This is a genomic window from Billgrantia lactosivorans, from assembly GCF_003254665.1.
Lineage (GTDB): Bacteria > Pseudomonadota > Gammaproteobacteria > Pseudomonadales > Halomonadaceae > Halomonas > Halomonas lactosivorans.
Window position 1 is genome coordinate 359,993 of the sequence record NZ_QHGY01000001.1, and the last position, 20,094, is coordinate 380,086.

Annotated in this window: 18 protein-coding genes; 13 read left to right on the forward strand and 5 right to left on the reverse strand. The window is 68.7% G+C overall.

All coding sequences use genetic code 11. The annotated features are described in order from the left end of the window. The first annotated feature begins 38 nt into the window (after positions 1–38). From folD to mtnN, 3 genes are all read left to right on the forward strand, one after another. Positions 39–917 carry a bifunctional methylenetetrahydrofolate dehydrogenase/methenyltetrahydrofolate cyclohydrolase FolD gene (folD, locus tag DIS04_RS01555; protein WP_111411960.1) on the forward strand — a complete coding sequence of 293 codons (879 nt, stop codon included), beginning with the start codon at positions 39–41 and terminating at the stop codon, positions 915–917. Positions 918–993: 76 nt separating this feature from the next. Further along, complete coding sequence (locus tag DIS04_RS01560; RefSeq protein ID WP_111411961.1) at positions 994–1,467, forward strand: S-ribosylhomocysteine lyase; 474 nt, start codon at positions 994–996, stop codon at positions 1,465–1,467. Between the two features lie 51 nt (positions 1,468–1,518). Further along, positions 1,519–2,259 (forward strand): 5'-methylthioadenosine/S-adenosylhomocysteine nucleosidase, encoded by a 741-nt coding sequence (gene mtnN, locus DIS04_RS01565; protein WP_111411962.1) that lies wholly within the window; start codon positions 1,519–1,521, stop codon positions 2,257–2,259. Positions 2,260–2,317: 58 nt separating this feature from the next. Here mtnN and pyrC read toward each other — a convergent pair whose 3' ends face one another. Continuing rightward, a complete protein-coding gene (gene pyrC / locus DIS04_RS01570; protein ID WP_111411963.1) occupies positions 2,318–3,355 on the reverse strand; it encodes a dihydroorotase in 1,038 nt (345 codons plus the stop codon). Between the two features lie 146 nt (positions 3,356–3,501). On the opposite strand from pyrC, the gene DIS04_RS01575 reads away from it, so the two are divergent. Continuing rightward, positions 3,502–3,924 carry a hypothetical protein gene (locus tag DIS04_RS01575; protein ID WP_111411964.1) on the forward strand — a complete coding sequence of 141 codons (423 nt, stop codon included), beginning with the start codon at positions 3,502–3,504 and terminating at the stop codon, positions 3,922–3,924. Between the two features lie 21 nt (positions 3,925–3,945). Here the strand turns inward: DIS04_RS01575 and DIS04_RS01580 are convergent, their stop codons facing one another. From DIS04_RS01580 to DIS04_RS01590, 3 genes are all read right to left on the reverse strand, one after another. Next, a complete protein-coding gene (locus DIS04_RS01580; protein ID WP_111411965.1) occupies positions 3,946–5,190 on the reverse strand; it encodes an NAD(P)/FAD-dependent oxidoreductase in 1,245 nt (414 codons plus the stop codon). Between the two features lie 111 nt (positions 5,191–5,301). Continuing rightward, complete coding sequence (locus DIS04_RS01585; protein ID WP_111411966.1) at positions 5,302–5,772, reverse strand: tellurite resistance TerB family protein; 471 nt, start codon at positions 5,770–5,772, stop codon at positions 5,302–5,304. Positions 5,773–5,865: 93 nt separating this feature from the next. Then, positions 5,866–6,546 carry a GntR family transcriptional regulator gene (locus DIS04_RS01590; protein ID WP_111411967.1) on the reverse strand — a complete coding sequence of 227 codons (681 nt, stop codon included), beginning with the start codon at positions 6,544–6,546 and terminating at the stop codon, positions 5,866–5,868. Positions 6,547–6,721: 175 nt separating this feature from the next. On the opposite strand from DIS04_RS01590, the gene DIS04_RS01595 reads away from it, so the two are divergent. From DIS04_RS01595 to DIS04_RS01620, 6 genes are all read left to right on the forward strand, one after another. Continuing rightward, positions 6,722–8,272 (forward strand): ABC transporter substrate-binding protein, encoded by a 1,551-nt coding sequence (locus DIS04_RS01595; protein WP_111411968.1) that lies wholly within the window; start codon positions 6,722–6,724, stop codon positions 8,270–8,272. A gap of 101 nt (positions 8,273–8,373) precedes the next feature. Further along, entirely contained in the window at positions 8,374–9,351 is a 978-nt protein-coding gene (locus tag DIS04_RS01600) for an ABC transporter permease (protein ID WP_111411969.1), read from the forward strand. Then, positions 9,348–10,184, forward strand: coding sequence for an ABC transporter permease (locus DIS04_RS01605; protein WP_111411970.1), 837 nt, complete (start codon positions 9,348–9,350; stop codon positions 10,182–10,184). The genes DIS04_RS01600 and DIS04_RS01605 overlap by 4 nt, the downstream gene beginning before the upstream one ends. Positions 10,185–10,194: 10 nt before the next feature. After that, positions 10,195–11,817 carry an ABC transporter ATP-binding protein gene (locus DIS04_RS01610; RefSeq protein WP_111411971.1) on the forward strand — a complete coding sequence of 541 codons (1,623 nt, stop codon included), beginning with the start codon at positions 10,195–10,197 and terminating at the stop codon, positions 11,815–11,817. A 26-nt stretch (positions 11,818–11,843) separates the two neighbouring features. Continuing rightward, complete coding sequence (locus tag DIS04_RS01615) at positions 11,844–13,232, forward strand: FAD-binding oxidoreductase (RefSeq protein WP_111411972.1); 1,389 nt, start codon at positions 11,844–11,846, stop codon at positions 13,230–13,232. Between the two features lie 121 nt (positions 13,233–13,353). Next, positions 13,354–14,466 (forward strand): pyridoxal phosphate-dependent aminotransferase, encoded by a 1,113-nt coding sequence (locus DIS04_RS01620; RefSeq protein ID WP_111411973.1) that lies wholly within the window; start codon positions 13,354–13,356, stop codon positions 14,464–14,466. On the opposite strand, the gene DIS04_RS01625 is transcribed toward DIS04_RS01620, so the two are convergent. Beyond that, on the reverse strand, positions 14,456–15,901 hold the full coding sequence (locus tag DIS04_RS01625) for a sigma-54 interaction domain-containing protein (protein WP_111411974.1): 1,446 nt from the start codon (positions 15,899–15,901) through the stop codon (positions 14,456–14,458). The genes DIS04_RS01620 and DIS04_RS01625 overlap by 11 nt on opposite strands. A 178-nt stretch (positions 15,902–16,079) precedes the next feature. Between DIS04_RS01625 and speB the strand changes: the two genes are divergently transcribed. The 3 genes from speB to DIS04_RS01640 are packed head-to-tail and all read left to right on the forward strand — an operon-like array spanning position 16,080 to position 20,074. Next, a complete protein-coding gene (gene speB / locus DIS04_RS01630) occupies positions 16,080–17,030 on the forward strand; it encodes an agmatinase (RefSeq protein WP_111411975.1) in 951 nt (316 codons plus the stop codon). Positions 17,031–17,069: 39 nt separating this feature from the next. After that, complete coding sequence (locus tag DIS04_RS01635; protein WP_111411976.1) at positions 17,070–18,449, forward strand: YjiH family protein; 1,380 nt, start codon at positions 17,070–17,072, stop codon at positions 18,447–18,449. Positions 18,450–18,457: 8 nt separating this feature from the next. Continuing rightward, positions 18,458–20,074, forward strand: coding sequence for a 5-guanidino-2-oxopentanoate decarboxylase (locus DIS04_RS01640; RefSeq protein WP_245904450.1), 1,617 nt, complete (start codon positions 18,458–18,460; stop codon positions 20,072–20,074). The last annotated feature ends 20 nt before the right edge of the window (positions 20,075–20,094 follow it).

A 20,094-nucleotide genomic window follows, 5' to 3' on the forward strand; every position in this document is an offset into this window, starting at 1 on the left:
CGAGTGCCGCTCACAGCATTCACCATGGGGGAGACACGATGACCGCCCAACTCATCGATGGCAAGGCCATTGCCGCGCAGGTCCGCGAACAGGTTGCACGCCAGGTGGAGTCGCGTCGCACCGAGGGCAAGCGCATCCCCGGCCTGGCCGTCGTCCTGGTGGGCGAGGACCCGGCCTCCCACGTCTACGTCAGCAACAAGCACCGCGCCTGCGAACAGGCAGGCATCCTGTCGTTCCGCCACACCCTGCCCAGCGACACCAGCCAACAGGCGCTCGAGCGGCTCATCGACGAGCTCAATGCCGACCCTGGCATCGATGGCATCCTGCTGCAGCTGCCCTTGCCCGCCCACCTGGACTCTCGCCCGCTGCTCGAGCGCATCCTGCCACACAAGGACGTCGACGGCTTCCATCCCTACAACCTCGGCCGCCTGGCTCAGCGCCTCCCGGTGCTGCGCCCGTGCACGCCCAAGGGGGTCATGACGCTGCTGCAGGCCCAGGGCCTGAAGGTGCGCGGCCTGGACGCCACCGTGGTCGGCGCCTCCAACATCGTCGGCCGCCCGATGGCGCTTGAGCTGATGCTGGCCGGCTGCACTACCACCGTCTGCCACCGCTTCACCCGCGACCTCGAGGCCCACGTCCGCCGCGCCGAGCTATTGGTGGTGGCGGTGGGCAATCCGGGTCTGGTCAAGGGCGAATGGGTGCGCGATGGCGCCATCGTCATCGACGTCGGCATCAACCGCGAGGAGGACGGCCGCCTGGTCGGTGACGTGGAGTTCGCCCCGGCCGCCGAGCGTGCCGCCTGGATCACGCCGGTCCCCGGCGGCGTGGGGCCGATGACCGTGGCCTCGCTGCTGGAGAACACCCTCTACGCCGCCGAGCGGCATGACGCCATGGAGCAGGAACTCCCCGCGCTCTGAACCGCGGCCTGACAGGAAGGCGCCGCTCGGCTAGAATGCGCGCTCGCATTTCCTATCCCCTGCCGCGAGGCCGCTCATGAGCGACAAGATGAACGTCGAAAGCTTCAACCTTGACCACACCAAGGTGAAGGCCCCCTACGTGCGCCTGGCCGACATCAAGACCGGGCTCAACGGCGATCGCATTCACAAGTATGACATGCGCATCTGCCAGCCCAACCGGGAGCACATGGAGATGCCGGCGCTGCACTCCCTCGAGCACCTGATGGCCGAACTGTCGCGCAACCATTCCGACCGCATCGTCGACATCAGCCCGATGGGCTGCCAGACCGGCTTCTACGTCGCGCTGATCAACCACGACGACTACGACGACGTGCTGCGCTTGCTGCAGCAGACGCTCGAAGACGTGCTCGAAGCCGACGCCGTACCGGCCTGCAACGAGGTCCAGTGCGGCTGGGCGGCAAGCCACAGCCTGGAAGGCGCCAAGCAGATCGCCCGCGGCTTCCTGGCCAAGCGCGACGAGTGGACCCGGGTCTTCGCCGACGAGGCCTGAGCCACAGCACGACGGCGCCCTGCGCCGCCCGACCGGAGAACGCAAGAGACGATGAAACGCATCGGTATCATCGGCGCCATGGCGCAAGAGGTGGAACATCTGGCCTCGCTGCTGGAGGGTCGCCGCACCCGCACGCATGTCGGCTGCACCTTCCATCACGGCAAGCTGCATGGCGTCGACGTGGTGATCCTGCAGTCGGGCATCGGCAAGGTGAATGCCGCCATCGGCACCACCCTGCTGCTCGACGTCTACCACCCCGAGGCGATCATCAACACCGGCTCGGCCGGCGGCTTCGGCGAGGGGCTGGAGATCGGCGACGTGGTCGTCTCGAGCGAAGTACGCCACCACGACGTGGATGCCGTGGTGTTCGGCTACGAGCACGGCCAGGTGCCGCAGATGCCCGCCGCCTATCTGCCCGACGAACGCCTGGTCGCCCTGGCCCGCGAATGCGTCGAGGCGCTGGGCGAGGTCCGTGTGGTGGAGGGGCTGATCGCCACCGGTGACGTCTTCATGGCCTGCCCCGAACTGGTTACGAGAACGCGCTCGCGCTTCCCGACCATGCTGGCGGCCGAGATGGAAGCCGCCGCCATCGCCCAGACCTGCCACCTCTACGGCTGCCCGTTCGTGGTCATCCGCTCGCTGTCGGATATCGCCGGCGGCGGCGACAACCACCTCTCCTTCGAGCAATTCCTCGAACGCGCCGCCGCCCACTCGGCTCGCATGGTCGAGACCATGATCATGCGACTGGCCAAGACTGCACCCCAGCCCGACGCGGAGTTCGCGTCGGGCTGACGATCCATCTCCCGTAACAGGGGCGGGCCACGCGCAGGCGACTATTCGTTCCGAGAGGCTAGTCGCGCAACTTCCAGGTCAGCGACTCCCCCGCCATCAGCGGCACGATGCGCTGACCGTCGGCGTAGGGCAGCGATGCCGGCAGCGTCCACTCCTCGCGCACCAGGCTGACGCTGTCGGCGTTGCGCGGCAGGCCGTAGAAGTCCGGGCCGAAGTGGCTGGCGAATCCCTCCAGGCGATCCAGCGCACCGGCCTGCTCGAACGCCGTGGCGTACAGTTCGATTGCCGCCGGCGCGGTATAGGCCCCGGCGCAGCCGCAGGCCGACTCCTTGTCGCCCTGGGCATGCGGGGCGCTGTCGGTGCCCAGGAAGAACTTGCCGCTGCCCGAAGTCGCGGCCGCCAGCAGTGCCTCGCGGTGTCGCTCGCGCTTGAGGATCGGCAGGCAGTAGTAGTGAGGGCGAATGCCGCCGACCAGCATGTGGTTGCGGTTGAACAGCAGGTGGTGGGCGGTGATGGTGGCGCCGACGTTGGCCGGCGCCCGGGAGACGAACTCGACCGCATCGGCGGTGGTGATGTGCTCGAAGACCACCTTGAGATCCGGATGGCGCGCGAGCAGCGGCTTCATGACCCGCTCGATGAAGACCGCCTCGCGGTCGAAGATGTCGATCTGCGCATCGGTCACCTCGCCGTGGACCAGTAGCGGCAGGCCCAGCCGCGCCATGGCGGCAATGGCGCCGTCGCAGTGGGCCAGGTCGGTGACGCCTGAGGCCGAGTTGGTGGTGGCGCCGGCCGGGTAGAGCTTCACCGCATGCACCCTGCCGCTCGCCACCGCGCGCTCGATCTCGTCGGCCGGCGTGTTGTCGGTGAGATACAGCGTCATCAGGGGCTCGAAGGCCGACCCCTCGGGTCGCGCCGCCAGGATCCGTTCGCGGTAGCGCAGGGCCTGCTCGGTGGTGGTGACGGGCGGCGTGAGGTTGGGCATGATGATGGCCCGGCCCATCTGCCGGGCGGTGGCGGGCACCACCGCCTCGAGCGCCTTGCCGTCGCGCAGGTGAAGATGCCAGTCGTCGGGGCGGGTCAGGGTGATAGCGGTCACGGCATGTCCTGTCGGTCTGGATGGGTGTCGAGACGAGATTATACCGGGCAGACGCGGGTGGGCGTCGAGAAAGATGCCGGCGGCGGCAGCAACAAACGCCGATTTGCCGTATCATCGACGCCGATTTTCCGTCAGAGACGTCGCCAATGCCCCGGGTTCGCCACTACGCCGATATCGTCGCCATCCTGGCCGGACTGATGTGGATCGTCTTCTTCTGGTCGATCAGCATCTCGGCGAAGATGGACAGCGTCGAGCCCACCCTGGCCGCCATGCTCGCCCTCGGCGCCATGATCCTGGTCAGCTTCATGCACCGCCCCTTTCGCATCCACTTGAGCCGCTATCATGTGCGCAAGCGTCGCACCGAGATGTGGATGCACATCCTCGCCCTGCCCATGGCGCTGGCGCTGCTGTTCGGCGTGCTCATCGAAACCCTCTTCGCCCCCATGAGCGGACAGCAGAAGATGCTGCTGTTCAACGTACTGGCCAGCGCCGGCTGGGTGGTCTACGTGATGACCCTGGTGATCAAGTTCTGCCACCACCAGTGGCGTCGGCGTCGGCGCCGCGAGTGACACCGGTCGGCGCCGACGCCGTCAGAAGCGATCCGCCCGAAACGGCGCCATGTCCACGGCCGTCGGCTCCCCCTCCATCAGCTCCGCCATCAATCGGCCCGTCACCGGCCCCATGGTGAAACCCTGGTGGCCGTGGCCGAAGGCGAGCCAAAGCCCCTTGTGCCGCGGCGCAGGGCCGATCACCGGCTTCATGTCCGGCAGGCAGGGGCGCGCGCCTTTCCAGGGTTGCGCGTCCAGGCGCTCGCCGAGCGCCGGATAGAGTTCGCGCGCCTTGCGTTCGGCGGCCTCCAGCTGGCCCTGTCTGGGCGGCGCATCGAGCGGCGCCAGCTCGGCCCCGGTGGTCAGCCGGATGCCGGCCCGCATCGGCGCCAGGATGTAGCCGACGTCGGCATCGGCAATCCAGTGGCGCAGACGGCGCGCCTCGGCGACGCCATAGTGCATGTGGTAGCCGCGCTTGACGAAGGTCGGCAGCCGGTAGCCCAGCCCCCTGAGCCACTCCCCGGCCCAGGGCCCCAAGGCCACCACCACCTCGCGCGCCTCGTGCCGGCCCGCCTCGCTATCGATGCACCAGCCTTCGCCCTGCTGGCGGATCCGGCGCACGCTCGCCTGCAGGAACTCGCCGCCCTGCCGGCGGAAGCTGTCGGCATAGGCCGCGACCAGCGCCCCGGGGTCGGACACGCTCCAGGAATTGGTCCAGTGGATCGCCCCCGCCAGCTCGGCGCCGAGCTGAGGCTCCCGTTGCGCCAGTCCCCCGGCGTCGAGCAGGTCGTGGGTTACCCCGAACCGACGGGCGGCGTCCTCCGCCTCGTCCCGGCGGCGCTCGAGCTCGGCATGGCTGCGATGCACCTCGAGCCAGCCCTCCTTGCCGATCAGGTGGGCGGCACCGGCGGCTTCGATCATGGGCGCGTGCTCCTGGGTGGAGAGCGCAATGAGCGAAGCGTACTCCGGCACGATACGGGCATACCGGCGTGGCGCCGAATGGCGCCAGTAGTCGTAGAGCGGGCCGGCGAACTGGAGGATGCCGCCCAACCGGTAGCGAATGTCCACCCGGCGGTTGGACAGCGCGCTGAGCCACTTGCCCGGCTCACGCGGGAACGCATAGGGACGCACCGCCTCGCGCTGGATCAACCCGCCGTTGCCGTAGGAGGTCTCCTGCCCGGGCGGTCGCCGATCCACCAGCAGCACCGAACGGCCACGGCGGGCCAGATGCCAGGCAATCGAGACGCCGACCATGCCGGCACCCAGAACGACGGTTTCACGAGACATGCCACTCCTCCCCGTTGGCCACACGCTCACGCAGCGAATGCCGGAGTGAGGGCCTAGTCTAGCAGCGAGTCGCGCCAGCGAACGCCTGGAGTCGGCTTTTCCTGCTTAGGATCAAGGCGATCCCTGCGTCTCGTCACTGCCCTGGACCTGCAGCTTGGCCCGGATGAAGTCGGAGTGGCTGACGTGCAGCAGATCGGCCAGGCGCCGGATGCGATGTTCCTCCAGGTGATGCGATTCGCCGTCGGCGAAAGCCAGCGACCACATCATGCGTACCAGTTCGCAGCGCTCGGCATAGCCGTAGTGCTGCTTGATCAGGCTGACGAACTGGTAGTGGTCGACCGAGGTCTCGATCTCCTCGCGAGCCATCTCCATCAGTGCCTCGACCTCGTCGTCGGCAAGCTGGAAATGGCGCTGTAGCATCTCGCGCAGCGCAGCGAGTTCCGCCTCGTCGGTGTGATAGTCGGCGCGCACCACCTCGCACAGCAGGGCGGCGGTGGCCCGCTCGAGCGTCGGTGCGCTCCTGCCCGAGCCCTCGGGTTCGGACAGGGCCTGCTGGAAGAAACGCTGGATGGTTGCAAGCATGGTAATCCCCTCGCCGTGTCTCGCATCTGACCCGCACGGGCCGCCGGCGTTCCGCGGCGACAGGCCGCCGCAGCCAAGGGGGGCCGCGGCGCGTCAGGCTTCGCCGATCCCCTTCACCACGTAGTGCTGGGCTACGCCGATATGGTAGTCGATCGCCTCGCGACAGCGTTCGGCATCGCCGCTGGCGAGCGCCTCCAGCAGGGCCCAGTGGCTGGTGGCGATGCTGTCGGGGTCGGCGTGGGTCTTGGCGATCAGGGCGATGCACAGCCGCAGCTCATGGGTGATGTCGTCGAACGCCTTGAGCAGGCGCCGGTTGCCGGCAAAGGCGATCAGCATGCGGTGGAAGACCAGGTCCTCCTCGATCTTGCGGCTGTCGCTGTCGTTCAGTGCCACCTCGCACATGAGCTTCACCTGCCGGCTCAGGGCCCGCTGCTTGTCGACATCGAACCCACCGACCAGCCGTGCCAGCGCATGACGCTCCAGGCACAGGCGCAGATCGAAGACGTCGTTGAGCTCGCTCGCGTCCAGGGCCCGAACGAAGAAGCCACGCCGCGGTTGCGACACCAGCAGGCCGCGGCTCTCGAGCAGGCGCGCCGCCTCGCGAACGGGGGCACGGCTGATGCCCAGGTCGCGTGCCAGCTGGACTTCCGACAGCCGCTCGCCTGGCGTGAAGTGCTGGCTGATGATGGCCTGGGTCAGGTAGTCGGCGACCTGCTCCACCAGGTTGCGCTGCTGGATGACCATGCCGCTACCGAAGGCGTTGGAAGCTGTCATGCAACGGGTCTCTCACGGGTTGACTCGGTGACAGTATGACGCAAGGCGGTCTGATGTCGACCGTCGATTGGCGACTGTCGACAGTTCTCGGGGCCACTGCTATGGTCAATAGGGCTGCAGGCGGCATCCCTTGCAACGCATGACAACAGCCGAGACAACAACAAGGAACTCCACGATGACAAAGACGCCTCTGGCCGCGGCCGTTGCCGCTCTGGCCTTTACCGCCGCCGTCGCCGACGAGCCCAAGCGCGGCGGCACCATCGACACCATCATCCAGCCCGAGCCCCCCGGCCTGGTCCTGGGCATGGTCCAGAACGACCCGACGCGCAAGGTCGCGGGCAACATCTACGAGGGGCTGCTGAGCTACTCCACCGACCTGGAGCCGAGGCCGCAGCTGGCGGAATCCTGGGACGTCAGCGACGACGGCCTGACCTGGACCTTCCATCTGCGCGAGAGCGTACTGTGGCACGATGGCGAGCCCTTCACCGCCGATGACGTGGTCTTTTCCGCCGACGTCTTCCACCGCGAGCTCAACCCCAGTGCCCGCGCCGTGCTGCAGCACATCGAGAGCATAGAGGCGGAAGACGATCACACCGTGGTCTTCACCCTCTCCGAGCCGTTCGGCCCCTTCCTGCTCTCGTTCGAGGCCGGCACCTTCACCATGGTGCCCAAGCATCTCTACGAAGGTACCGATTTCCGCGACAACGAGCATAACAACCACCCCATCGGCACCGGGCCCTTCAAGTTCGAGAACTGGGACCGCGGCACCGTCATCGAGCTGGTACGCAACGACGACTACTACGAGGAGGGCCTGCCCTACCTCGACGGGATCAACTGGCACGTCATCCCCGACGGCGCCTCACGCGCGGTGGCCTACGAGAACGGCACCGTCGACGTGCTGCCCAACGGCACCGTGGAGAACTTCGACATCCCGCGCCTCACCGAGATGGACAATACCTGCGTGACCGAGGAAGGCCACGAGTATTTCAGCCCCTTCGCCATGCTGTGGATGAACAACCGCGAGGGCCCCACCGCCGACAAGCGTTTCCGCCAGGCGGTGATGTATGCCATGGACCGCGAGTTTGCCCGCGACGTGCTGTGGAACGGCCTCGGCCAGGTGCCGACCTCCGCCTTCGGTTCCAATGCCAAGTTCCGCCACGACGGGCTCGAGCCCTACGACCACGACCCGGACCGTGCCCGCGAGCTGCTCAACGAGATGGGCTACGACGGCGAGGAGGTTCGCCTGCTGCCGCTGCCCTACGGCGAGACCTGGACGCGCTGGGCCGAGGCCGTGCAGCAGAACCTGCGCGAGGTGGGCATCGAGGTGCGCACCCAGTCCACCGACGTGGGCGGCTGGAACCAGCGCCTCTCCGAATGGGACTACGACCTCGCCTTCACCTTCCTCTACCAGTACGGCGACCCGGCGCTGGGCATCACCCGCTCCTACCTCTCGGACAACATCGAGAAGGGCTCGCCGTGGAACAACGTCGAGGGCTACGAGAACGAGCGGATCGACGAGCTCTTCGACGAGGCGGCCACCGCCCACCCCGAGGAGGAGCGCGAGGCGCTCTATCGCGAGGCCCAGGAGATCCTGCACGAAGACGTGCCGGTAGGCTGGCTGCTGGAGCTCGGCTTCCCGACCATCTACCGCTGCGACGTCAAGGATCTGGTCACCTCCGGCGTCGGCGTGAACGACGGCTTCCGGGACGCCTGGCTCGACCGCTGAGGCGGCTTCGACCGGCGGGGCGGCTTCGCCGTCCCGCCGGACATCGCCTCGCGTGACGCGGCACCCGGCAGGGTGCCCCAACCTACCCAGAGGCTTGCAGCATGCTCTATGCCCGATTGATCGCGATGCGGCTGCTCAAGGCCGTGGTCGTGCTGTTCCTGATCGTGATCTTCAACTTCGTCCTGATCCAGCTGGCACCGGGGGACCCCGCCGCCATCCTGGCCGGCGAGGCCGGCGCCACCGACGAGGAGTTCCTGCGCCAGCTGCGCGAGCGTTTCGGTCTCGACCAGCCGATGTACGTCCAGCTGTGGCGCTACGTCTCCGGCATCGCCACGCTCGACTTCGGCTGGTCCTACCGCCAGGGGATGCCGGTGCTCGACCTGATCCTCGCCCGCCTGCCCGCGACCCTGCTGCTGACCGGCACCGCCTTCGTGCTGTCCCTGGCGCTGGGCATCGTGCTGGGCTCCATGGCCGCCGCCCGGGTCAAGCGCCCCTCCGGTTCGATCATCATGGCCCTGGCGCTGGTGTTCTACGCCACGCCGCTGTTCTGGGTGGCCCTGATGGCGGTGGTGCTGTTCTCGGTCTACCTCGGCTGGCTGCCCGCCTACGGCATGTATACCGTGGGGGCCGGCCTGAGCGGCCTGGCGCTGGTACTCGACGTGGCCAAGCACCTGGTCCTGCCGGCCACCACCCTGGCGCTGTTCTTCATGGCCATCTACACCCGCATGACCCGCGCCTCGATGCTCGAGGCCAGCCAGCAGGACTTCGTCAAGACCGCACGCGCCAAGGGCCTCAGCCCCCGCGTCATCCAGCGCCGCCACGTGCTGCGCAACGCGCTGCTGCCGATCATCACCCTGGCCGGCCTGCAGGCGGGCCAGATGGTCGGTGGCGCGATCCTCACCGAGACGGTGTTCGCCTGGCCCGGCATCGGCCGGCTGATGTTCGAGGCGCTGCAGCAGCGCGACTACAACCTGCTGCTCGGCATCTTCTTCTTCTCCGCCGCCCTGGTGATCGTCTTCAACATCCTCACCGACCTCGTCTACCGCCTGACGGACCCGCGCATCAAGGAGGCCGCATGAGCTTCTTCGCCCGCTTCGCCCAGAACCGCGGCGCCCTGGTCGGTCTGGTGATTCTCTTGGCCATCGTGCTGATGGCCATCCTCGCGCCCTTGCTCTACCCCGACTCTCCCTGGCGCATGGTGCAGCGCCCCTTCCTGCCGCCGCTGGAGCTGGAGGGCTTTCCGCTGGGCACCGACACCATGGGCCGTGACGTGGCGGCAGGCCTGATGCACGGGGCCTGGGTGTCGCTGTTGATCGGCCTGGTCTCGACCGCAGTGGCGCTGCTCATCGGCGTGCCGCTCGGCGCGGTGGCCGGTTACTACGGCGGCCTGATCGACGATGCGCTGATGCGCTTCACCGAGTTCTTCCAGACCATCCCCAACTTCGCCCTGGCCATCGTGCTGGTGGCGATCATGCAGCCCAGCGTGGTCTCGATCGTCCTGGCCATCGCCATCGTCAGCTGGCCGCCCGTGGCGCGCCTGGTCCGCGCCGAGTTCATGTCGCTGCGCCATCGCGAATACGTCGAAGCCGCGCGTCTGGTCGGCCAGACCCACCGCACCATCATCCTGCGCCAGATCCTGCCCAATACGCTGTCGCCGATCATCGTGCTCGCCTCGCTGATGGTGGCCACGGCGATTCTGCTGGAATCGGCGCTCTCCTTCCTCGGCCTGGGCGATCCCAACGTGATGTCGTGGGGCTACATGATCGGCGCCGCGCGCACCGTGATCCGCCAGGCCTGGTGGCTGAGCTTCTTCCCCGGCGTGGCGATCCTGCTCACCGTGCTGGCGCTCAACCTGGTCGGCGAGGGCCTCGACGACGCCCTGAACCCCAAGCTCGCCCGCGAACGCTCCTAGGAGAGGGACGATGAACGACGACACCCCGGTACTGAGCATCCGCGGCCTGACCCTGGCCCTCCCCGAGGGGGCCGATCGCGACTGTGCGGTCGAGGCGGTCAGCTACGACGTGGCGCGTGGCGAGATCATGTGCGTGGTGGGCGAATCGGGCTCCGGCAAGTCGATGGCGGCCAACGCCGTGATGGGCCTGCTGCCCAAGGGGGTGCGTGCCACCGCCGGCGAAGTGCTCTTCGACGGCCAGGACCTGCTCCGCCTGAGCGAGAAGCAGCATCGCCGCCTGCGTGGACTGCGCATAGGCATGATCTTCCAGGAGCCGATGACCGCCCTCAATCCGCTGATGCGGGTCGGCGCCCAGATCGCCGAGGTCTTCGAGGCGCACGGCAAGTTCACCTCGAAGGAGCGCCAGGCCAGGGCGCTGGCGCTGCTCGAGGAGGTCGGCATCCCGCAGCCCGACCGGGCCATCCGCGCCTATCCCTTCCAGCTCTCCGGCGGCCAGCGCCAGCGGGTGATGATCGCCATGGCCCTGGCACTGGAGCCGGAGCTGCTGATCGCCGACGAGCCCACCACCGCACTCGACGTCACCACCCAGGCGCAGATCCTGGCGCTCATCCGCGACCTGCAGCGGCGGCGTGGCATGGCGGTGATGTTCATCACCCACGATTTCGGCGTGGTGGCCGAGATCGCCAGTCGGGTATGCGTCATGCGTCACGGCCGGGTCGTCGAACTCGGCAGCGCCGCCGAGGTGCTGCGCCAGCCCCGCCACGAGTACACCAGGGCCCTGCTCGAAGCCATTCCCAGCAACGTCATTCCCGCGGCCAGGGGCGGCGACAGGCAGCAGCCGCTGCTGGAGGTGAACCGCCTGAGCAAGACCTTCCGCTCACGCGGCGGCCTGTTCAAGCCGGCGCGGGAGGTTCTGGCCCTGGACGATGTGTCGTTCACCCTCGCCCCGGGGGAGACGGTGGGCATCGTCGGCGAGTCGGGCTCGGGCAAGTCGACGCTGGGGCGCTGCGTGGTACGCCTGGAGCGGCCCGACAGCGGCTCGCTCCGCCTGGCAGGCACCGACCTCTCCGCACTCAGGGGAGATGCACTGCGACGTGAACGTCACCGCGTGCAGATGATCTTCCAGGACCCCTACGCCTCGCTCAACCCGCGCCACCGGGTGGGCTACGCCATCGCCCAGGGGCCCATGGCCAACGGCGTGCCGCGCGCCCGGGCCATGCGCCAGGCAGAGGAGCTTCTGGAGCTGGTGGGCCTCGGCGCCGTGGCCGTGGATCGCTACCCCCACGAGTTTTCCGGCGGCCAGCGTCAGCGCATCGGCATCGCCCGCGCCCTGGCGCTCAACCCGCAGCTGATCGTGGCCGACGAGGCGGTGTCGGCACTCGACGTCTCGATCCAGGCCCAGGTGCTCGAACTGCTCGAGGAGCTCAAGCAGAAGCTTTCGCTGTCGCTGCTGTTCATCACCCATGACCTGCGGGTCGCGGCCCAGATCTGCGACACCATCATCGTCATGCAGAACGGCCGCATCGTCGAGCAGGGCACGGCCCAGGAGGTGTTCCTGCGCCCCACCGAGGCGTATACGAAACAGCTGCTCGACGCCATCCCCGGCCGGGCCCACGAAGCCGCCCTGGCCTGACGCCCGGACACAAGGAAAGAAGCCAGATGCAAGCGCTATTGAAGGAACTCGTCGCCATCGTGGGGGCGGGCAACGTGCTGACCGGCGACGTGGTCAGCCAACGCCGGACCGACTGGATGAGCGGCGCGCCCTGCCGCGCCGGGGCCATCGTGCGCCCCGCCGATACCGCCGAACTGGCCGCGGTGATGCGGCGGTGCTACGCCGCCGACCAGCCCGTGGTGACCCACGGCGGGCTCACCGGGCTGGTGCACGGCGGCGAGGCCGCGCCGGACGAGCTCGCCATCTCGCTGGAGCGCATGACCGCCATCGAAGCGATCGACCCGATCGGCGGCACCATGACGGTACAGGCCGGGATACCGCTGCAGCGAGTCCAGGAGGCGGCCGCGCACAACGACCTCGCGTTTCCGCTCGATCTCGGTGCCCGGGGCTCCTGCACCATCGGCGGCAATATCGCCACCAATGCCGGCGGCGTGCGCGTGATCCGCTACGGCATGATGCGCCAGCAGGTGCTCGGCCTGGAGGCGGTGCTCGCCGACGGCAGCGTGATCAGCTCGATGAACCGCATGCTCAAGAACAACGCCGGCTATGACCTCAAGCAGCTGTTCATCGGTAGCGAAGGCACACTGGGCATTGTCACCCGTGCCGTGCTCCGGCTGCAGCCACGGCTGGCCAGCGAGAAGACCGCGCTGGTGGCCTGCCCCGATTTCGACGGCGTCACCGGCCTGCTTCGGCACCTGGGCCGCGAGCTCGCCGGCGGCCTCGGCACCTTCGAGGTGATGTGGCGCAACCACTACGCGCTGCTCACCGAGGAGAGCGGCCGCCACACGCCGCCGCTGCCGCCCCGCTGGCCCTACTATGCCATCGTCGAGTCGCTGGGCAACGACGATACCGACAATCACGCCCGCTTCAGCGCGGCCCTGGAATCGGCCCTCGAGGCCGGCCTGATCGAGGACGCCGTGCTGGCCCAGTCCGACGCCCAGCGCCAGGGCATCTGGGACATCCGCGAGGACATCGAGGGACTGATCGACACCCTCGCGCCGCTGTTCACCTTCGACGTCAGCCTGCCGATTCCCGACATGCCGGGCTACACCGAGGCGCTCGAGCGTCGTCTTCTCCAGCGATGGCCCGAAGGGCGCGTCGTGGTGTTCGGCCACCTGGGCGACGGCAACCTGCACGTCTCGGTCGGGGTCGGCAGCCACCAGCCCCAGGTCCGTCGCGAAGTGGAGCGGATCGTCTACGGCCCGCTGGCCGAACTGGGGGGCTCGGTCTCCGCCGAGCACGGCATCGGCCTGGAGAAGCGCGACTACCTGAGGCTCTCGCGCACGCCCGAGGAGATCGCCCTGATGCGCACCCTCAAGCAGGCGCTGGACCCACGGGGGCTGCTCAATCGCCACAAGGTCCTGGCCGCGGAGTGAAGCGGCTGGTCGTCGCGCAAGGCGCCCGGCTGAGACGAGGCCCGTTCCTGGCCCGGCCCGACGACTTGAGCCGATGACGAGGTTCTGCAACGATCTGCCTACCCTGCCACCGGAGTTCTCCATGCCGCGCATCCCCGACCACTTGACCGGCCCCGGCCCCAGCAACCCCTTCCCCGGCATCAAGGTGCTGGAGCGACGCCTCGGCCGGGAGATCCCTCATCGCCTGGGCTCCAACGAAGGCCTCGACATGCCCCACCGGGCGCTGCGCGAGCGCTTCGGCGACGCCATGGTGGAGCATGTCTACTGCTACGGCGACGCCGAGGCGCTGGGCGTACGCCAGTGGCTGGCCGCCCTCTATGGCGTGCCGCTCGAGGCCACGCTGGTGGACGCGGGCGCCGACAGCCTGATCGCGCTGGCGCTGCGCATGGTGGCAACGCCCGGTTGCACGGTGGTCAGCGCCGGCGGCACCTACCCCACCTTCGGCTATTTCGCCCAGGGTCAGGGCTGCCGTCTGATCGAGCGTCCTTATCGCGAGGCACCGGGCCTGCTCGCCCCCGACCTCGAGGCGCTGCTGGCCAGCGCCCACGAGCACGCCGCCCGGCTGGTCTACGTCGCCAATCCCGACAACCCCAGCGGCCACCTGCATGGCGACGACGAGATCCGCCGGCTGCGCGCCGAGCTCCCCGAGGATTGCTGGCTGCTGCTCGACGAGGCCTATCACGACTTCCGCGACGATGCCCGCTCCGCCTACGGCCGCGAGGTGCTGCCCGGAGTCATCCGCCTGCGCACGCTATCCAAGGCCCATGGCCTGGCCGGGCTGCGCATCGGCTACGCCATCGCCGAACCCGAGACGCTGGCCATGCTGATGAAGGTGCGCATCCACTATGCGGTCTCGACCCTGACCCAGGCCGCCGCCGAGACCGTGCTCGACCACCACGCCGAGGTGGAGGCGCACATTCGTGACGTCAAGCAACGCCGCGAACGCCTTGCCCGCCATTTTCGCGATCTGGGTGCCGAGGTGCTGCCCAGTGCGACCAACTTCATCGCCATCCGCCTGCCCAGCGCGGAACTGGCAGGGCGGCTTAATCAGCAGCTGCTCGAAGCCGGTCGTCTCATCGCCCGCCCGGCCCACCCGGACCTCGGCCACGTGCTGCGCATCAGCGCGGTGGAGGATGCCCTGGCACCTGGCCGCTTGACGATTCTCGAGCGGGAGATCGCCCGGCTCAGGAGTTGAAGCGACTCCCGGCTAGCGGCGACTGACGCTCGATCCGCAAGCCATGCCGCCGCAGCTTGCGCACCACGCTCGGCTGGCTGATACCCAGGCGCTCGGCGATGGCGTAGGTGCTCGGCAGCGTCCGGCACAGCGTCTGCAGCACGCCGCGCTCGGCCCGCGCCAGGAAGGCGTTCAGCCCCTCCTCGTCGTCCAGCCCCGCCATACCGGTCGCCTCCCCGGGAGGCGTCGGCGACGGTGCCGCCGCTCCGCTCCCGGCCAGGGTCGGCGAATGGATCAGGTCCCCGGGGCTGGAGAGCCAGGCGCGCTCCAGCCAGTTCTCCAGCTCGCGCACGTTGCCCGGCCAGTCCCCCCCCATCAGCTCCGACCACACGCTGCCGTGAAGCAGCTTGTGCCGGCCGTAGCGCTGGTTGAGCCGCGTCAGGCACGCCTCGACCAGCGCCGGGATGTCCTCGCGGCGCTCGCGCAGCGGCGGCAGCGTGACCGGAATCACGTTGAGGCGATAGAAGAGGTCGAGGCGGAAGGCGCCCGTCTCCACGCGCCTGGCCAGGTCCTGGTTGGTGGCCACCACCAGGCGGAAGTCGACCCGACGCTGGCGGGTGTCGCCCAGCCGCGTGACGCTGCCGTCCTGGATCACCTTGAGCAGCTTGGTCTGCATCAGCAGCGGCAGTTCGCCGATCTCGTCGAGGAACAGCGTGCCGCCCTCGGCCTGCTCCAGCAACCCCGCCTTGCCCTGGCGGGCCGCGCCGCTGAAGGCGCCGGGCTGGTAGCCGAACATCTCCGACTCGAACAGGTTCTCGGGAATCGCCCCGCAGTTGACCTCGACGAACGGCCCTTGGCCGCGCCGGCTCCAGCGATGCAGCTGGCGGGCGAAGGCGGTCTTGCCGACGCCGGACTCGCCGAGCATCAGCACGGTGGCGTCCGATGGCGCCACGCGCTTGAGCAGCAGCGCCAGCTCGCGCATCACCTCGCTACGCACCTGCAGCCGCTCGAGCGCCTCGTCGAGCCCGTCATCGCCGACGGGTGCGGCCTGGCTGCGCTTGAGATGCTCGCTGAAACGCTTCTGCAGCAGCGCATACTCGTCCTGCAGCAGCTGCAGGTCGGTGAGGTCGCGGGAACGGCTGACGATGCGTTCCAGCCTGCCCGCGACGTAGACCGGGTGCGCCTCGGCGATGACCCGCCTGCCCGTGCCGGTGACCTGCATCAGCTGCGCCGCCTTGCCGGTCCGGATCACCTCCAGGCTGATGGAGGGCCTGAGCACGCCCTCGGCCTCGAGCCGCTGGACGGTATTGCCCACCAGCCGTTCCCGCGCCAGGCCGTAGACCGCCGCCGCCCCCGGGCTCACGTCGAGCACCCGCCCCGAGCCGTCGACGATGAAGAAGTGATCGTTGGCCGTCTCGACGATGGTTCGCACCACCGCCTCGTCGATCTCGCGCATGGCGACCTCACCCGTCTGGCAATCGATTCATTTATGTATCGCAATTCGAGCCTGCATCACGACAAGGCTCAAACGATCCAATTATGCATCATCGTGGGCCGCGAAGCCCACCGCCGTGGCCCCGTCGGGTTGGCATGAAAGCTGCAGGTATCAGGACAACGCAACGCAGAGGCTACCCATGACCGATTTCAACCAGCCGCTCGGCGGCAACGAGATGCCACGCTTCGGCGGGCCCGCCACCATGATGCGCCTGCCCACCCAATCCACTGCGGCGGGGCTCGACGTGGCCTTCATCGGCGTGCCGCTGGACATCGCCACCTCCAACCGTCCCGGCACACGGCTCGGACCGCGCCAGATCCGCGACGAGTCGCGCATGCTGCGCCCCTACAACATGGCCACCCGTGCCGCCCCTTTCGACAGCTTGCAGGTCGCCGACATCGGGGACGTGCCGATCAATACCTTCCATCTGCCCAAGACGGTCGACATCATCAGCGCCTTCTACGACGAGGTGCTTTCCCACGGCTGCACTCCGCTGACGCTGGGCGGCGATCATGTCATCACCCTGCCGATACTGCGCGCCATCGCCAAGAAGCACGGCCCGGTGGGGCTGATCCACATCGACGCCCACGCCGACGTCAACGAGCACATGTTCGGCGAGCCCATCGCCCACGGCACGCCCTTTCGCCGCGCCCAGGAAGAAGGCTTGCTGGCCAAGGGCAAGGTGGTGCAGATCGGCCTGCGCGGGACCGGCTATGCCGCCGAGGACTTCGACTGGTGCCGCCAGCAGGGCTTTCGCGTGGTCACGGCCGAAGCGTGCTGGTATCGCTCGCTCGAACCGCTGATGGCCGAAGTGCGCGAGCAGATGGGTGACACGCCGGTCTACGTCAGCTTCGACATCGACGGGCTGGATCCCTCCGTCGCCCCCGGCACCGGCACCGTCGAGATGGGCGGGCTGACCTCGGCCCAGGGGCTCGAGATCGTACGCGGTGCCGCGGGGCTGAACATCGTCGGCGGCGACCTGGTCGAGGTATCGCCGCCCTACGACACCAGCGGCAACACGGCGCTGATGGGCGCCACCCTGCTCTACGAGATGCTGTGCGCCCTGCCGGGCGTGAAGCGCCGCGACTGATCACCGTGCCACTCGACAACGACAACACAGGACTGACTCATGACGCCCACCGATACCACCCATGACACCGCCGCCCAGGCGCCCTTCGACCGCGGTAGCCTGCTGAAATTCATCCTGCCGTCGGCGCTCGGCGTCGCCCTGTTCCTGGTACCCTTCCAGGTCGGCGACACCATCAATATCGGCATGGGGCTGATGGCCGATGGCCTCAAGGCGCTGCTCGGGAGCGCCCTGCCGGCCATCGCCGTGGTCGTGCTGGTGCTCTCGGTGATGGCGACCACCTGGGTCAAGCTGACCCGACCGCGCTGGGCCGAGCGGGGCGTGCTCCACGACATGTTCCACGTCGGCCCGGTATGGTTCGGCATGCGCCTGCTGGGGGCCGCCTTCGCCCTGATGACCTTCTTCCAGTTCGGTCCCGAGTTCGTCATCGCCTCGTTCACCGGCGGCGTGATGCTCAATGACCTGGCGCCGGTACTGCTGACCTTCTTCTTCTTCGCCGCCCTGCTGCTGCCGTTCCTGGTCGAATTCGGCTTCATGGAGTTCATCGGCAGCCTGGTGCGCAAGCCGTTCCGGATCATCTTCAACCTGCCCGGCCGCAGCGCCATCGACGCCACCGCCTCGTGGATGGGCTCGGGCACCGTGGGCGTGCTGATCACCACCCAGCAGTACGAGCAGGGCTACTACAGCCGCCGCGAGGCCGCGGTCATCGCCACCAACTTCTCCATCGTCTCGATCGCCTTCAGCCTGCTGATCACCAGCTTCGTCGACCTCAACCACATGTTCGTGCCGTTCTACTTCACCGTGGTGGTGGCCGGGCTGATCGCCGCGGTGATCGTGCCGCGCCTGCCGCCGCTGTCGCGCAAGCCCGACTCCTACTACGAGCCGGTGGGCTGCCAGCTGAAGGAGAAGCGCAGCGAGGAGATGGGCCTGCTGCGCTACAGCCTGACCCAGGCCGTGCGCCGTGCCGAACACGCCCCCGGCCCCCGTGAGCTGGCCCGCAACGCCCTGTTCAACGTGGCCGACATCTTCCTCGCGCTGCTGCCACTGGTCTTTGCCATCGGCACCGTGGCGCTGATCCTGGCCGAGTTCACACCGCTGTTCACCTGGCTCTCCTACCCCATGGTGCCGGTGCTCGAACTGCTGCGCATCCCCGAGGCCGAGGCGGCCGCCCCTGCGACCCTGGTGGGCTTCGCCGACATGTTCCTGCCGGCGGTGCTGGCGACCAACATCGACAGCGAGCTGACCCGTTTCGTCATCGCCTGCCTGTCGCTGACCCAGCTCATCTACATGTCGGAGATCGGCGCGCTGCTGCTCAAGTCGAAGATCCCGCTGAAGGTATGGGAGCTGGTCGCCATCTTCCTGTTGCGCACCGCCATCACGCTGCCGATCATCGCCTTCATGGCGCACACCTTCTTCTACTGAGGCCCGCGATGACCCACCCCACCATGACCTGCGCGCGGATGTTGCTGACGCTGCTGCATGAGCGCTACGCCGTCGACACCGTGTTCGGCATTCCCGGCGTGCATACCGTGGCGCTCTACCGCGGCCTCGAGGACGGCGGCGTGCGACATGTCACGCCGCGCCACGAGCAGGGCGCCGGCTTCATGGCCGACGGCTATGCCCGCGCCACCGGCAAGCCGGGCGTGTGCCTGATCATCACCGGCCCGGGCCTGACCAACATCGCCACCGCCATGGGCCAGGCGCTGGCCGACTCGATACCGATGCTGGTGATCTCCAGCGTCAACCGCCGCGACACCCTCGGCCGCGGCCAGGGCCGGCTGCACGAGCTGCCGAGCCAGCAGCAACTGATGGCCGGCGTGGCGCGCTTCAGCCATACCCTGCTCGATCCCGCCGCGTTGCCCGAGGTCCTCGCCCGCGCCTTCGCCGTGTTCCACGGCGAGCGCCCCGGCCCCGTGCACATCGAGATCCCCATCGACCTGTTCGATGCCCCGCTGGCGCTGGCCGAACTGCCCCCACCGGCTCGCCTGTTCCGCCCCGCCCCGGACCCAGCGGGACTGGCCCTGGCCGCCGAGTGGTTGCGTGGCGCACAGCGTCCGCTGGTGCTGCTGGGCGGTGGCTGCGTGGATGCCCCCGAGGCGGCCAAAGCGCTGGTGGATCGGCTCGACGCGCCCACCGTGACCACCATCAACGCCAAGGGGCTGCTGGGCCGCGATCATCCGCTTGACCTGGGTGCCAATGCGGCGCTTGCGGCCGTGCGCGAGCTGGCCCGGGAGGCCGACGTCATCCTGGCGGTCGGCACCGAGCTCGGCGAGACCGACTACGACGTGGTCTTCGACGACGGTTTCGCACTGACAGGCAGGCTGATCCGCATCGATCTCGATGCCCAGCAGCTGGTGCGCAATCAGCAGGTCTCGCTGGGCCTGGTGGGCGATGCCGGGCGCAGCCTGGCGCTGCTCGCCGAGCACTTCCCCGAACCGTTGTCGCGCGCCGGCCGCGAGCGCACCGCGGCCACGCTCGTGGCGCTGGGGCTCGCAGCCGACCCGGCCTTCGCCCCCTTCGTGCCGCTCTATGCGGCCCTGCGCGAGGCGTTGCCGGAGGCGATCCTGGTCGGCGACTCCGCCGCGCCGGTGTACGCCGGCAACCACCTGGTCGCGCAGCCCGAGCCGCGCCGCTACTTCAACGCCTCCACCGGCTACGGCACCCTCGGCTACGGCCTGCCCGCTGCCCTGGGGGCCCAGCTCGGCCGGCCCGAGCTCCCCGTCGTCGCCCTTGTCGGCGACGGCGGGGTGATGTTTACCCTCTCGGAGCTCGCCACGGCGGTCGAGGAGCGGCTGCCGGTGGTGATCGTGCTGTGGCACAACCAGGGCTATGAGGAGATCCGCCGCTACATGGACGCCCATGGCGTGGCGCGTTGCGGTGTCGACATCCAGGCGCCCGACTTCCAGACCGTTGCCGCCGGCTTCGGCTGCCTGGCCACCCGAATCGGCAGTCCCGCTGAGCTGGCACGAGCCCTCGCCGTTCGCCCCAGCGACGGCCCCATGCTGATCGAAGTGGACGCCCACGCCTGGCAGCACGCCATCTCCTGACGCGCCCCCCCAGACCGAGA